The 13,563-nt window shown below is 58.3% G+C and carries 13 protein-coding genes; 8 read left to right on the forward strand and 5 right to left on the reverse strand.

Translation table 11 applies throughout. The features are described 5' to 3' along the window. Nucleotides 1-25: 25 nt before the first annotated feature. The gene (grxC, locus tag ACJ8PL_RS24715; RefSeq protein WP_004931142.1) at nucleotides 26-274 is read right to left on the reverse strand and encodes a glutaredoxin 3; all 249 of its coding nucleotides are present in this window, start codon (nucleotides 272-274) and stop codon (nucleotides 26-28) included. Nucleotides 275-302: 28 nt separating this feature from the next. Beyond that, nucleotides 303-737 (reverse strand): rhodanese-like domain-containing protein, encoded by a 435-nt coding sequence (locus tag ACJ8PL_RS24720; RefSeq protein WP_016929700.1) that lies wholly within the window; start codon nucleotides 735-737, stop codon nucleotides 303-305. 297 nt (nucleotides 738-1,034) lie between these two features. Here ACJ8PL_RS24720 and gpmM point away from each other — a divergent pair, with 297 nt between their 5' ends. From gpmM to ACJ8PL_RS24735, 3 genes are read left to right on the forward strand one after another with little or no spacing between them, the layout of a single operon-like run. Beyond that, nucleotides 1,035-2,579, forward strand: a complete 1,545-nt coding sequence (gene gpmM / locus ACJ8PL_RS24725; RefSeq protein ID WP_282677339.1) for a 2,3-bisphosphoglycerate-independent phosphoglycerate mutase — start codon at nucleotides 1,035-1,037, stop codon at nucleotides 2,577-2,579. 9 nt (nucleotides 2,580-2,588) lie between these two features. Continuing rightward, nucleotides 2,589-3,923: a murein hydrolase activator EnvC gene (gene envC / locus ACJ8PL_RS24730; RefSeq protein WP_028128084.1), complete on the forward strand. Its 1,335-nt coding sequence runs from the start codon at nucleotides 2,589-2,591 to the stop codon at nucleotides 3,921-3,923. A gap of 2 nt (nucleotides 3,924-3,925) precedes the next feature. Beyond that, on the forward strand, nucleotides 3,926-4,879 hold the full coding sequence (locus tag ACJ8PL_RS24735; RefSeq protein ID WP_049299570.1) for a divergent polysaccharide deacetylase family protein: 954 nt from the start codon (nucleotides 3,926-3,928) through the stop codon (nucleotides 4,877-4,879). A gap of 40 nt (nucleotides 4,880-4,919) precedes the next feature. Here ACJ8PL_RS24735 and tdh read toward each other — a convergent pair whose 3' ends face one another. Both tdh and kbl read right to left on the reverse strand, forming a co-directional pair. Next, entirely contained in the window at nucleotides 4,920-5,945 is a 1,026-nt protein-coding gene (gene tdh, locus ACJ8PL_RS24740) for an L-threonine 3-dehydrogenase (RefSeq protein ID WP_016929697.1), read from the reverse strand. A gap of 9 nt (nucleotides 5,946-5,954) precedes the next feature. Then, nucleotides 5,955-7,151, reverse strand: coding sequence for a glycine C-acetyltransferase (kbl, locus tag ACJ8PL_RS24745; protein ID WP_004931154.1), 1,197 nt, complete (start codon nucleotides 7,149-7,151; stop codon nucleotides 5,955-5,957). A gap of 240 nt (nucleotides 7,152-7,391) precedes the next feature. On the opposite strand from kbl, the gene rfaD reads away from it, so the two are divergent. Genes rfaD through ACJ8PL_RS24770 form a run of 5 tightly spaced genes read left to right on the forward strand, consistent with a single transcriptional unit; the run spans nucleotide 7,392 to nucleotide 12,419 of the window. Beyond that, on the forward strand, nucleotides 7,392-8,321 hold the full coding sequence (rfaD, locus tag ACJ8PL_RS24750) for an ADP-glyceromanno-heptose 6-epimerase (protein ID WP_016929696.1): 930 nt from the start codon (nucleotides 7,392-7,394) through the stop codon (nucleotides 8,319-8,321). A gap of 22 nt (nucleotides 8,322-8,343) precedes the next feature. Beyond that, nucleotides 8,344-9,390, forward strand: a complete 1,047-nt coding sequence (gene rfaF / locus ACJ8PL_RS24755) for an ADP-heptose--LPS heptosyltransferase RfaF (protein WP_016929695.1) — start codon at nucleotides 8,344-8,346, stop codon at nucleotides 9,388-9,390. Between the two features lie 2 nt (nucleotides 9,391-9,392). Next, nucleotides 9,393-10,364: a lipopolysaccharide heptosyltransferase RfaC gene (gene rfaC / locus ACJ8PL_RS24760; protein ID WP_016929694.1), complete on the forward strand. Its 972-nt coding sequence runs from the start codon at nucleotides 9,393-9,395 to the stop codon at nucleotides 10,362-10,364. Then, the gene (locus tag ACJ8PL_RS24765) at nucleotides 10,364-11,266 is read left to right on the forward strand and encodes a sugar glycosyltransferase (protein ID WP_028128083.1); all 903 of its coding nucleotides are present in this window, start codon (nucleotides 10,364-10,366) and stop codon (nucleotides 11,264-11,266) included. Before rfaC ends, ACJ8PL_RS24765 begins: the two co-directional genes overlap by 1 nt. Continuing rightward, nucleotides 11,250-12,419 (forward strand): O-antigen ligase family protein, encoded by a 1,170-nt coding sequence (locus ACJ8PL_RS24770; RefSeq protein WP_028128082.1) that lies wholly within the window; start codon nucleotides 11,250-11,252, stop codon nucleotides 12,417-12,419. Before ACJ8PL_RS24765 ends, ACJ8PL_RS24770 begins: the two co-directional genes overlap by 17 nt. A 44-nt stretch (nucleotides 12,420-12,463) precedes the next feature. Here the strand turns inward: ACJ8PL_RS24770 and ACJ8PL_RS24775 are convergent, their stop codons facing one another. Next, nucleotides 12,464-13,558 (reverse strand): glycosyltransferase family 9 protein, encoded by a 1,095-nt coding sequence (locus ACJ8PL_RS24775; RefSeq protein WP_079450582.1) that lies wholly within the window; start codon nucleotides 13,556-13,558, stop codon nucleotides 12,464-12,466. Between the last annotated feature and the right edge of the window lie 5 nt (nucleotides 13,559-13,563).

The raw sequence follows: 13,563 nt of genomic DNA on the forward strand, positions 1-13,563 counted from the left end.
GACACTCGGTGAACCGGCAAGCTGCTTAAAGCAGCGGATCCAGGCCGCCGCGAGCATCGAGTTCATATAAATCATCACAGCCGCCGATATGCCGGCCGTCGATGAAAATCTGCGGCACGGTGGTGCGCCCGCTGCGCTCGATCATCACTTCGCGCTTGGCGTTATCGCCGTCGATGGCGATCTCGTTAAACGCCGCGCCCTTGCTGTTCAACAGCGCCTTGGCGCGATGGCAGAACGGACAGGTCGCTTTGGTGTAGATATCAATGTTAGCCATGGATTGCCACCTCAAATAGGTTAAACGGTTATTTACCGCGCACCAGCGGCAGGTTTTCTCCGCTCCAGCCGGCGATGCCGTCTTTCAGCATCGTCACCTTTTCAAAACCGGCCTTGCTCAGGTTCTCCGCCGGCTCGCGGGAGGCGGTGCCGTTGGCGCATACGACGATGATCGGCTGCGCTTTGTGTTTTTCCAGCTCGCCCAGGCTGCCGCTTTTGATTTCGCTGGCGGTCAGGTTAATGGCGCTGGCCAGGTGACCACGGCGGAAATCGTCGCGGCTGCGGGTGTCGACCACCACGGCTTCTTCTTTGTTGATCAGGCGGATAGCTTCACCGCGGGCGATCTCTTTGACCTTGGAGAAACGGCTTTTGAAAGTCATGACGATCACGGCGACCAGCAGAGCGATCCAAGCCAGGCTCAGAATCGGGTGTCTGCTTACGAATGGCATAATTTCTTGCAGCATGGGGTGTAACAACTCCCGTCAGTTAAGGGATAAATAAGTCAAGGTTCCAGAGTATACCTGCCGAGTGCGGCAAATACAGCCAATAAGCAAGCGCGATTGTAGAAACTGCGGGCTGCGCTGAGAAATTCCCGAGGTCAGAGCATAAAAGCCCGCGCGATTCGCCGCAACCTTGATCTCTTTGGGCTATTTCTCGCCGGCGGCGATGTAAAATCAGCCGGTTTTTCGAGGGCGAACAGCCATGCTTGCGGCGGGCGCATGGCTATTCGCAGCTTAAAAAGTTCATAAGAGGTCAATGCAATGTCGAACAACAAAAAACCGATGGTCCTGGTGATCCTGGACGGTTACGGCCACCGTGAAGAGCGGCAGGACAACGCGATCCTGAACGCCGGCACCCCGGTGATGGATCGTCTGTGGCGGGAGCAGCCGCATACGCTGATCGCCGCCTCCGGGCTGGATGTCGGCCTGCCCGATGGGCAAATGGGCAACTCCGAAGTCGGCCACGTCAATCTGGGCGCCGGGCGCATCGTGTACCAGGATCTGACCCGGTTGGACAAAGCGATCGCCGACGGCGACTTCTTCGCCAACCCGGTGCTGACCGCCGCCGTGGATAAGGCCGTGGCGGCCGGCAAGGCGGTGCATATCATGGGCCTGCTGTCGCCGGGCGGCGTGCACAGCCATGACGAGCACATCCTGGCCATGATTAAACTGGCCGCTCAGCGCGGCGCCAAAGCCATTTATCTGCATGCCTTCCTCGACGGACGCGACACGCCGCCGCGCAGCGCCGAAGCCCCGCTGCAACGCTGCCGCGACGCCTTCGCCGCGTTGGGCGTCGGGCGCATCGCCTCGCTGATCGGCCGCTACTACGCGATGGACCGCGACAACCGCTGGGATCGCGTGCAGCTGGCCTATGACCTGCTGACCGCGGCCAAAGGCGACTCCGTGGCCGACGATGCGGTCGCCGGCCTGCAGGCCGCTTATCAGCGCGGTGAAAACGACGAGTTCGTCAGACCGACCGTGATCCGCGCCGCCGGTGAGACCGATGCCGCAATGCAGGACGGCGACGCGTTGATCTTCATGAACTTCCGCGCCGATCGCGCGCGCCAGATCACCCGCGCTTTCGTGAACGCGGATTTCGACGGTTTCCCGCGCGCCAAGCAGGTGCAGTTCGGCGATTTCGTGATGCTGACCGAATACGCCGCCGACATCGCGACCGCCTGCGCCTATCCGCCGGCGCCGCTGGCCAACACCTTCGGCGAATGGCTGATGAAGCACGACAAAACCCAGCTGCGCATCTCGGAAACCGAAAAATACGCCCACGTCACCTTCTTCTATAACGGCGGCGTGGAAGCGCCGTTCAAGGGCGAAGACCGCGTGCTGGTCAACTCGCCGCAGGTCGCCACCTACGATCTGCAGCCGGAGATGAGCGCCGCCGAACTGACCGACAAGCTGCTGAGCGCCATCCGCAGCGGCAAATACGACGCCATCATCTGCAACTACCCGAACGGCGACATGGTGGGGCATACCGGCGTGTATGACGCGGCGGTCAAAGCGGTGGAAACGCTGGACGCCTGCATCGCTCAGGTGGTTGACGCGGTGCGCGACGTCGACGGTCAGCTGCTGATCACCGCCGATCACGGCAACGCCGAGCAGATGCGCGATCCGGCCACCGGCCAGGCGCACACCGCCCACACCAGCCTGCCGGTGCCGCTGATTTACGTCGGCAAACCGGCGCGCGCGGTCGAAGGCGGCAAGCTTTCGGACATCGCGCCAACCCTGTTAACGCTGATGGGAATGGAAATCCCGCAAGAGATGACTGGTAAGCCGCTGTTCATCGTGGAATAATCCTTCTCCATGAGGGAGAAGGCGTTTTTTGCACTATCAAGGGTAACCCGAAGCGCAAACGCAGGCAGCCGGCCGCTGCCTGAACGCACCGCGCCAAGGACGTTCACCGCCATGTGCGCCAGCGTATTTTGCGCTGGCGTCTTGCTGTTGCCGCTCGCCGGCCAGGCGGCGGAAGACAATAAATCCCAGTTGAAAGACATCCAGCAGAGCATTGCCGAGAAAGAAAAAGCGGTGAAGCAGCAGCAGCAACAACGCAGCTCGCTGCAGGATCAGCTGCGTCAACAGGAAAAAACCATCGCCCAAGCCAGCCGCCAGTTGCGCGACACCCAGGGCACGCTCACCCAGTTGGGCAAGGACATTTCCGGCCTGAACGCCTCGATAGCCAAACTGCAAAAGCAGCAATCGACCCAGCAAAACCTCCTCGCCAAACAGCTCGACGCCGCCTTCCGGCAAGGGCAGCACAGCGCCGTGCAGCTGATCCTCAGCGGTGAAGAAAGCCAGCGCAGCGAACGTATTCTGGCCTATTTCGGCTATCTGAATGAAGCGCGCCAGAAAACCATCGAAGAGTTGAAACAGACCCGCGCCGAGCTGGCGAAGCAAAAAACCACGCTGGTGGCTAAACAGGGCCAGCAAAAATCCTTACTGAGCGAACAACAGACACAGCAGCAGAAGCTGGAGCAGGCGCGCGGCGCCCGCAAGAAAACGCTGACCGCGCTGGAAGCTTCGCTGGAAAAAGACCAACAACGCCTGGTGGAACTGCGCCAAAACGAAGCCCGCATGCGCGACAAGATCGCTCGGGCGGAGCGCGAAGCCCGTGCGCGCGCCGAACGCGAAGCGCGTGAAGCGGCCAAAGTGCGCGAACAGGTGCGCATCAAGGAACAGCAGGCGAAGAAAACCGGCACCACCTACAAACCTAGCGAAGCCGATCGCTCGCTGATGGCGCGAACCGGCGGCCTCGGCCGTCCGGCCGGCCAGCTGATGTGGCCGGTGCGCGGCCGCACGCTGCACGGCTTTGGCGAACAGCAGCAGGGCGAGCTACGCTGGAAAGGCATGGTGATCGAAGCCCGCGAAGGCAGCGAAGTGAAAGCCGTCGCCGATGGCCGCGTGCTGCTGGCCGACTGGCTGCAAGGCTATGGCCTGATGGTGGTGGTCGAACACGGTAAAGGCGACATGAGCGTGTACGGCTACAACCAAAGCGCGTTGGTCAACGTCGGGGCGCAGGTGCGCGCCGGCCAACCGATCGCGCTGGTCGGCACCAGCGGCGGCCAGGGAACGCCGTCGCTCTATTTCGAAATCCGTCGTCAGGGACAGGCGGTTAACCCACTGCCGTGGTTGGGAAGATAGATTTGCGTTATGTCAAAACCCGTACAGCTTTGTTAATCGGCTGTCTGCTGCAGGTTTACGCTGCGCAGGCAGGAAAACTCTCCATCGTCATCGATGACGTGGGCTACCGCCCTCACGAAGAAAATGCGGTGCTGCAAATGCCGACGGCGATCTCGGTCGCAGTCTTGCCCAACGCGCCGCATGCCCGCCTGATGGCCACCCGCGCCCACAGCCAGGGCCGCGAAGTCTTGATCCACATGCCGATGGCGCCGCTCAGCAAGCAGCCGCTGGAGCGCGATACCCTGCAGCCTGCCATGAGCAGCGACGAGATCCAGCGCATCATCCGCAACGCAGTGAACAACGTGCCCTACGCGGTCGGCATGAACAACCACATGGGCAGCGCCATGACCTCCAGCCTGCCGGGCATGCAGAAAGTGATGCAGGCGCTCGAAAGCTACCGCCTGTACTTCCTCGACAGCATGACCATCGGCAGCAGCCAGGCGACCCGCGCCGCGGCCGGCACCGGCGTGAAGGTGATCAAACGCAGGGTGTTCCTCGACGATACCGCGAACGAAGCCGACATCCGCCGCCAGTTCAACCGCGCGGTCGAATTGGCGCGGCGCAACGGATCCGCCATCGCCATCGGCCACCCGCGCCCGGCGACGGTGAAGGTGCTGCAGCAGATGCTGCCGTCGCTGCCCGCCGATATCGTGCTGGTCAAACCGAGCGCGCTGCTGAACGAACCGCAGGGCAACGGCGGTGGCAGCTACGTCCCGCCGCCGGTCAAACCGCAAAAACCGCAGCCGAAGAATCCGTTCAGCGGCGGCATCAAGCAGTGCAAGGTCAAACCGCCGAAGGAAAAAACCAACGCCGGCACCGCGCTGGGCGTTATCGCCGACGGCATTGCCACCTCGCCGCCGGTGAACTTCATCAAGCGTCATTGGCAACACTGGACGCAAGCCAAACCGCAAGCATAAAAAAGGGCCGGAATTCCGGCCCTTTTCACATTTGCCGAGATTAATCCCAGCTCAGCACCACTTTGCCCGACTTGCCGGAGCGCATGGCGTCGAAGCCCTGCTGGAACTCGTCGATCGAGAAACGGTGGGTGATGATCGGGGTCAAATCCAGACCGGACTGGATCAGCGCCGCCATCTTGTACCAGGTTTCGAACATTTCACGGCCGTAAATCCCTTTGATAAACAGCCCCTTGAAGATGACCTGATTCCAGTCGATCGACATATCCGAAGGCGGAATGCCCAGCATGGCGATACGCCCGCCGTGGTTCATCGCATTAAGCAGCGTGCGGAACGCCGGCGGCGCGCCGGACATTTCCAAACCGACGTCGAACCCTTCGGTCATGCCCAGTTCGGCCATCACGTCGCTGAGGTTTTCCTTGCTGACGTTCACCGCACGGGTCACACCCATCTTGCGCGCCAGTTCCAGGCGGTATTCGTTAACATCGGTGATCACCACATGGCGAGCGCCGACGTGTTTGCACACCGCCGCCGCCATGATGCCGATCGGGCCGGCGCCGGACACCAGCACGTCTTCCCCGACCAGATCGAACGACAGTGCGGTGTGCACCGCGTTACCGAACGGATCGAAGATCGAAGCCAGCTCGTCGGAGATGTTATCCGGGATCTTGAAGGCGTTGAACGCCGGGATCACCAGGTATTCCGCGAAGCTGCCCGGACGGTTCACGCCCACGCCGACGGTGTTGCGGCACAGGTGCGTGCGGCCGCCGCGGCAGTTGCGGCAGTGCCCGCAGGTGATGTGGCCTTCGCCGGACACGCGATCGCCGATGCTGAAGCCTTTGACTTCCTGACCGATCGCCACCACTTCGCCCACATATTCATGGCCGACCACCATCGGAACCGGAATGGTTTTTTGCGACCACTCGTCCCAGTTGTAGATATGCACATCGGTGCCGCAGATCGCGGTTTTGCGGATTTTGATCATGATGTCGTTGTGGCCCAGCTCCGGCTGAGGCACGTCGGTCATCCAAATCCCTTCTTCCGCTTTCAGTTTTGACAGTGCTTTCATGGTTTTACCTTATGCAATAACGCCAAGATCCTTACCGATACGTGTAAACGCCGCCACTGCGCGTTCGATTTGCTCCGGGGTGTGGTCGGCGGACATCTGGGTACGGATGCGCGCCTGGCCTTTCGGCACCACCGGATAGAAGAAACCGGTCACATAGATGCCTTCCTTGAGCAACGCATTGGCGAATTCCTGCGCCAGCTTCGCCTCACCCAGCATCACCGGGATGATGGCGTGATCGGCGCCGGCCAACGTGAAGCCGGCGGCGGTCATTTTTTCGCGGAACAGACGCGCGTTGGCCCACAGGCGATCGCGCAGGGCATCGCCCTCTTCCAGCAGTTCCAGCACTTTGATCGACGCGGCGACGATCGCCGGCGCCAGCGAGTTGGAGAACAGGTACGGGCGCGAACGCTGGCGCAGCCACTCCACCACTTCTTTCTTGGCGGCGGTGTAGCCGCCGGACGCGCCGCCCAGCGCTTTGCCTAACGTACCGGTGATGATATCGACGCGGCCCATCACTTCGCAGTATTCATGGGTGCCGCGCCCGTTGGCGCCGACAAAGCCCACCGCGTGAGAGTCATCCACCATCACCAGCGCCTGGTATTCGTCCGCCAGATCGCAAACCCCTTTCAGGTTGGCGATCACGCCGTCCATCGAGAAGACGCCGTCGGTGGCGATCAGGATGTGACGCGCGCCGTCGGCTTTGGCCTGCTTCAGCTGCGCGGCCAGCTCGGTCATGTCGTTATTGGCATAGCGATAGCGCTTGGCCTTGCACAGGCGCACGCCGTCGATGATCGACGCGTGGTTCAGCGCATCGGAGATAATGGCGTCTTCCGGGCCGAGCAGGGTTTCGAACAGCCCGCCGTTGGCGTCGAAGCAAGAGGAGTACAGGATCGCGTCTTCCATGCCTAAAAAGGCCGCCAGTTTCTGTTCCAGCTGCTTGTGGCTGTCCTGGGTGCCGCAGATGAAGCGCACCGACGCCATGCCGAAACCGTGGCTGTCCATGCCAGACTTGGCGGCGGCGATCAGCGCCGGGTGGTTGGCCAGGCCCAGGTAGTTATTGGCGCAGAAGTTGATCACATGGCTGCCGTCGGCGACGGCGATATCCGCCTGTTGCGCGGAGGTGATGATGCGTTCTTCCTTGAACAGCCCTTCACTGCGCGTGGCGGCAAGCTGTTGTTCCAACTGCTGATAAAAAGACGCTGACATTCGGTTATCTCCAGGATTGGGCTATTTGCGGCATATTTTACTGATTTGTAACCAAACTGACGAGAATGCGCGGGAGAGAATATTAAAATTGCAGCAGATATCACGGCAAACGGCGGACTTCAATGGCAATGCGGGATATTCGGAGCCCTTCCGCTGTTTGCCGCGGCATGAAATGCTATTATAACCGCCATTGAGCGTGGGGCATTGTGCCCCGCCAGGCAGCTTAGCAGGGGTAACCCAATGATTATCGTCACAGGCGGCGCCGGCATGATCGGCAGCAACATCATTAAGGCACTGAACGACAAGGGATATCGCGATATCCTGGTGGTGGATAACCTGAAAGACGGCACCAAGTTCGTCAACCTGGTCGATCTGGACATCGCCGACTATATCGATAAAGAAGACTTTATCGCCAGCATCGTGGCCGGCGACGATCTGGGCGATATCGAAGCGGTGTTCCACGAAGGCGCCTGCTCCGCGACCACCGAGTGGGACGGCAAGTACATGATGGACAATAACTATCAGTACTCCAAAGACCTGCTGCATTACTGCCTGGATCGCGAAATCCCGTTCTTGTATGCCTCCTCCGCCGCCACTTACGGCGGCCGCGAAGAGTTCATCGAAGAGCGTGAGTATGAAGCGCCGCTCAACGTGTACGGCTACTCCAAATTCCTGTTCGATCAGTACGTGCGCGAGATCCTGCCGGAAGCGGACTCGCAGATCTGCGGCTTCCGCTACTTCAACGTTTATGGCCCGCGCGAAGGCCACAAAGGCAGCATGGCCAGCGTCGCCTTCCACCTGAATACCCAGATCAACCGCGGCGAAAACCCGAAACTGTTCGCCGGCAGCGAAAACTTCAAGCGTGACTTCATCTACGTCGGCGACGTGGCGGCGGTTAACCTGTGGTTCTGGGAAACCGGCAAATCCGGCATCTTCAACTGCGGCACCGGCCGAGCGGAAACCTTCCAGGCGGTAGCCGACGCGGTGGTGGACTTCCACCAGAAAGGCGCTGTGGAATACATCGAGTTCCCGGAGAAGCTGAAAGGCCGCTATCAGGCGTACACCCAGGCCGATCTGACCAAGCTGCGCGCCGCCGGCTACGACGCACCGTTCAAAACGGTCGCCGAAGGCGTGAAAGAGTACATGGCCTGGTTGAACCGCACCGCATAAGCTGAAGGAATTAACGCTGGGTATGAAAATACTGGTTATCGGCCCTTCTTGGGTTGGCGACATGATGATGTCGCAAAGTCTCTATCGCACCCTGAAGGCCGAATACCCGTCGGCGGAGATCGATGTGATGGCACCGGCCTGGTGCCGCCCGTTGCTGGCGCGCATGCCGGAAGTCAATCAGGCGCTGGCGATGCCGCTGGGCCACGGCGCGCTGGGGCTCGGCGAGCGCCGCCGCCTGGGGCGCGCTCTGCGCGCCAACCGTTACGATCGCGCTTACGTTCTGCCCAACTCGTTCAAATCCGCGCTGGTGCCCTTCTTCGCCGATATCCCGCAGCGCACCGGTTGGCGGGGCGAAATGCGTTACGGCCTGCTGAACGATGTCCGCGTGCTCGACAAGGCCGCCTTCCCGCTGATGGTGCAACGCTATGTGGCGCTGGCCTATGACAAAGGGCGCATTCAGCGCGCCGACGATCTGCCGCAGCCGCTGCTGTGGCCGCGGCTGCAGGTGAGCGACGAAGAGATCGCCGACACCACCGCGGCCTTCAACCTGACCGACAGCCGCCCGATCGTCGGCTTCTGCCCGGGCGCAGAATTCGGTCCCGCCAAGCGCTGGCCGCACTATCACTACGCGGCGCTGGCACAACGGCTGATCGAGAGCGGCTATCAAATCGCGCTGTTCGGTTCGGCGAAAGACCATGAGGCCGGCGAACAGATCCGCGCCGCGCTGCAGGAAGATGCCCGCGATTTCTGCCTTAACCTGGCCGGAAAAACCCAGCTGGAGCAAGCAGTTATCCTGATCGCAGCCTGCCGGGCGGTGGTCAGCAACGACTCCGGTTTAATGCACGTTGCCGCAGCGTTGAACAAACCGCTGATAGCCTTGTACGGCCCAAGCAGCCCCGACTTCACGCCGCCGCTTTCCGACAAGGCGCGGGTGATTCGCTTGATCAGCGGCTACCACAAGGTGCGTAAGGGCGATGCCGAGCAGGGATACCACCAAAGTTTGATCGATATTCAGCCGCAGCAAGTGTTGGACGCGCTGACGCCGTTACTTGTCGCCAGCGAGGAATAATCATGCAGGTGTTAATTGTAAAAACCTCCTCGATGGGGGACGTGCTGCATACACTGCCCGCCCTGACCGACGCGCTGCAGGCCATTCCCGATATCCGCTTCGACTGGGTGGTGGAAGAAGGCTTCAGCCAAATCCCCACCTGGCACCCGGCGGTAGATCGCGTGATCCCGGTGGCCATTCGCCGCTGGCGAAAAAATTGGTTCGGCAACGACACTCGGCAACAGCGCTGCGACTTCAAACGCGCGCTGCAAGAACGCCGTTACGACGTGGTGATCGACGCGCAGGGCCTGATCAAAAGCGCCGCGCTAATCACGCGCATCGCCAAAGGCAACAAACATGGCCCGGACTGCAAGAGCGCGCGCGAACCGTTCGCCAGCTGGTTCTACAATGTGCGCCATGAGATAGACAAGCAGCAGCACGCGGTGGAGCGCACGCGCGAACTGTTCGCCAAAAGCCTTGGCTACGACAAGCCAGGCAGCTACGGCGATTACGCCATCGCCGCACGCTTTCTCAGCCGCCCGCCGGCCGATGCCGGGCAGTATTTGGTGTTTTTGCACGCGACAACCCGTGACGATAAGCATTGGCCGGAGCAAAACTGGCGTGAGCTGATCTCACTGACGGCGGACAGCGGGCTGAAGATCAAACTGCCGTGGGGAGCAGAGCATGAACATCAGCGCGCGCTGCGCTTGGCGGAAGGTTTTTCACATGTCGAAGTGCTGCCGAAGCTCAGCCTGCAGCAGGTGGCCGAGGTGCTGGCCGGCGCCAGGGGCGTGGTCTCGGTCGACACCGGGCTCAGCCATTTGACCGCTGCGCTCGACAAACCGAACATCACGCTGTTCGGGCCGACCGATCCCGGTCTGATCGGCGGCTACGGGCAAAATCAATACGCCTGTCGGCCAGAGCAGAGCAACAGCATGGCAGACATTTCCGCTCAGAAGGTGATGACGCTGATTCACGACAGGGTGCCGGTATAATGGGAACATTCTTCAAGCAAATATATCGTTATACGCATGCGCGCCCTTATAGGCATAACGAAAACCTCTGGCCTTACGTCAAGATAAAACGTGCCGCCAGCGGAGAGATCGTCGAGTTGAATTACCGTCGGCAGCGCGTGCCGCTCGTGCAATTGGCCGATCTGAAAGCACGTTTCTCTGGCGATATATTGCTGACTGCCACCGGCCCCTCGGTGAAGAATCTCCACCTGGAAAAATTCCCGGCCATGCCTGCCATGGGCGTTAACGGCGCCTATTATCTGCATGATCAGGTAGATTTTAGATTCTATGTCATTGTTGATATGGGTTTTATCGATAAAAAGGCGGAAATAATCGGCGATATCATCACCGACTCTCGCCTGACGCTTTTCACGACGGTGCACGGCGTGGCTAAAATCATCGACAGATTCAGCCTGGAGAAAGTGAAGTGCCGTTTGGCAGTGATTGAAGATGCCGCCTTTAAAATCTACCAAGCCAGAATAGTCAACAAAGAACTGTGGGCGGCCTATCACGATAACAATAACGTCACGTTTGCCGCCGACAGACAGGATATCGCTTTTAGCCACGACATTCGCCACGGCGTCTTCGATGCTGGCACTGTCGCCTACTGGGCGCTGCAAATTCTAACGTTCTTGGGTTTCGAACAGGTGTATATCATTGGGTTGGATATGAACAACTTTCACCAACCCCGTTTTTATGAAGCAGCGGAAAATAAGCTGCCAACCGAGTTGGAGGACAAGATCACCAGTCTGATCATGCCGTCGCTGAGCCATGCCAGCAAAATGATGAAAGCCAAGAACATCATGGTAAAGAACCTTTCTGTCGCCAGCGCAGTCAGCAATGACATTTTCGACAAGATCAATCCCGATGAAATTTTCAAATAACGCTTTTCAGCCACGGCAACTTTATGTCGTGTTCCTGTTTCTGTTTTCTTTTTTCAGCGCTATTTTTTGTGGCTATACAAAAGTGAATAATCTGTTTCACCTTGCCGCAATTTTTTTCACGATCGCGCTGTATCGCAATGCAGATCTTCGGCTAACCTTTTCGCTGAATCATGAAGTCCGCCGCGGGCTGGGTCTGATTGCAGCGATGTTATGCTACTTCGCTTTCAGCAATCTTTGGTCTAACGATCCGGCTAATATCGAATCAACCCTGACGCACAGCGTTTACCTGCTGCTTTATCTGTCCATGCTGATCAGCGTGCTTAACGGCGCAAAACGCGATTTGCTGTTTACCGTCATCACGCTGGGGCTCACTCTCCTGTGCCTGTATTCGCTCGTTTTTGATCACCAAGAAATTCTAGTCAGCCGGCAGGTCTCGAAAAGCAATCCGGGTCCCGGAAACGTCATTGATTTAGCGGGAATGGCAGGGATCGGCATCTTCCTCAGCCTGATCGTATTTCGCGAGAAGCGGCGCCTGGTTATTCTGGCCGTCATACCCATTCTGCTCGGCACCATGCTGCTGACCCAAAGTCGCGGACCGATGATTTCCCTGCTTATTGCCTTGCTGGTCACGCAATCCTATAGGCACTTAAAACTGAAGCACGCCGCTTATTTTCTCATCGCGCTGGTCGCGGTTAGTGCAGTTATTTTATCTTCAGAAATAGGGCAATTGCTGCTGACCCGTTTCGAAGAAATGTATACCCAAAGCTCCCTTCGCCTGAGCATCTGGCACCATATTTTCGAGCTGGTCGGCCAAAGTCCTTACTTTGGTTATGGATTCAACTATGAGCTGTCTTTCACCAATTATTCCGGTGAGTATATACGCACCACCCACAGTCTCTATTGGGGCGCGTTACTGAAAGGCGGTATCGTGGGTCTGGCACTGTTCATGGCGGTATTGAGCTATAGCGGCTTGCTGGCCCTGCGGCGCCTGCGCGACGGCATGCGTCTGGAAGCCGCGCTGTTTATCTTTATTCTGCTGTTTTACACATCGCAGGGGATGTTCGTGGTAGGTAATCCGTCTGAATCCTGGTACTTATTCTGGTTCCCGTTGGCGGTGATCATGACGACCAGAGTGAAAGCCAATGCCGGTTAACTGCCCGGGGCGGTTCTATAGGCCGCCCCGGATTTTCAGCAATCTTATGCGGCACCGAGACTCAACATGACCTTCTCCATTACCTTCTGACTGGTGATAATGCTTAAAGGTTGCCGGCGCTGTATATCGCTCAGTTGCTGCGTCTCCGTCGGTACGTGCATGACCTGATGCAGCTCAGGGTTCTGATAAGGACCCGTTTGTTTCGGATCGGCGGTCACGAACAGGCTGACAGTTTTGGTTTTCAGCGCAATGGCCAAATGCAATGGCCCTGTATCACCGGTAACCAGCACATCCATATTGTCTATCACCCCCAACAATTGCGGCAACGTCGTTTTGCCAATATAACTGGCCACCCGACTCTGTTCTTCCGCCGTTAAACCCGCCATAAATTCACGCTCTATCACTTGCTCTTTTGGTGCACCGATCAAGGTAATTTGATACTCCGTCGAATGCGCCAGCAACATTTTCGCCAGGCCGATAAAGTGGCTAACCGGCCAACAACGCAAGGGCTCAGAAGCCCCCATTTGAAAACCAATCACCACCTTGCCCAATGGTTTCGGCTGTTGAGGAAAATCCACCGGAATAAACATTTCCCGATTCTGCGCATCGCATCCCAATTGGCTAACCAGATCCAGCTTGCGTTGAATCAGGTGGCCTCGATCGCGAATGCTGATGCCGGTCAACCACTGCTCCATACCGCTCAAATCGTTTTTATAGACATCTTTAAATAAGTACTCGCAGCCGGAACAGATCGCCGTGATAACATCATAGGGCGCTTTCGAATGCAGTATCACCGCCAACTGCGGGCGATTCTTTTTCAATCGACGGATGACACCGAGCATATCCTTGGCTTTGTGATCCCAATAAATGACGTCGGAAAAATAGCTGCTGGTTCCGACTAAACCGCCATTCTTGTAGCTGGATACCAACGTGAGTTTAGCGCGGGGATAACGTTCACGGATCGCACGGATCGCCGGGGTATTGAACATCAAATCGCCCAACGCGGTTGTCGAAAAAATAGCAATGCGCTCAAAATCGCGATTTTTATCAAACGAGCGCTTATCTTTGTAGTTACCGCCAAACTTCGTATAAAACCGGAGACAAGCGTTAGCCAGCTTGACTTTCCATTGTTTCGACATATTGG

It is taken from the genome of Serratia sp. CY83965 (assembly GCF_052166375.1).
Lineage (GTDB): Bacteria > Pseudomonadota > Gammaproteobacteria > Enterobacterales > Enterobacteriaceae > Serratia > Serratia marcescens.

What these genes read in the sequence shown, in the direction of transcription:
- grxC (WP_004931142.1), bottom strand. Translation starts at nt 274, where the DNA reads ATGGCTAACATTGATATCTACACCAAAGCGACCTGTCCGTTCTGCCAT.
- ACJ8PL_RS24720 (WP_016929700.1), bottom strand. Translation starts at nt 737, where the DNA reads ATGCTGCAAGAAATTATGCCATTCGTAAGCAGACACCCGATTCTGAGC.
- gpmM (WP_282677339.1), top strand. Translation starts at nt 1,035, where the DNA reads ATGTCGAACAACAAAAAACCGATGGTCCTGGTGATCCTGGACGGTTAC.
- envC (WP_028128084.1), top strand. Translation starts at nt 2,589, where the DNA reads ATGAGGGAGAAGGCGTTTTTTGCACTATCAAGGGTAACCCGAAGCGCA.
- tdh (WP_016929697.1), bottom strand. Translation starts at nt 5,945, where the DNA reads ATGAAAGCACTGTCAAAACTGAAAGCGGAAGAAGGGATTTGGATGACC.
- kbl (WP_004931154.1), bottom strand. Translation starts at nt 7,151, where the DNA reads ATGTCAGCGTCTTTTTATCAGCAGTTGGAACAACAGCTTGCCGCCACG.
- rfaD (WP_016929696.1), top strand. Translation starts at nt 7,392, where the DNA reads ATGATTATCGTCACAGGCGGCGCCGGCATGATCGGCAGCAACATCATT.
- rfaF (WP_016929695.1), top strand. Translation starts at nt 8,344, where the DNA reads ATGAAAATACTGGTTATCGGCCCTTCTTGGGTTGGCGACATGATGATG.
- rfaC (WP_016929694.1), top strand. Translation starts at nt 9,393, where the DNA reads ATGCAGGTGTTAATTGTAAAAACCTCCTCGATGGGGGACGTGCTGCAT.
- ACJ8PL_RS24765 (WP_028128083.1), top strand. Translation starts at nt 10,364, where the DNA reads ATGGGAACATTCTTCAAGCAAATATATCGTTATACGCATGCGCGCCCT.
- ACJ8PL_RS24770 (WP_028128082.1), top strand. Translation starts at nt 11,250, where the DNA reads ATGAAATTTTCAAATAACGCTTTTCAGCCACGGCAACTTTATGTCGTG.
- ACJ8PL_RS24775 (WP_079450582.1), bottom strand. Translation starts at nt 13,558, where the DNA reads ATGTCGAAACAATGGAAAGTCAAGCTGGCTAACGCTTGTCTCCGGTTT.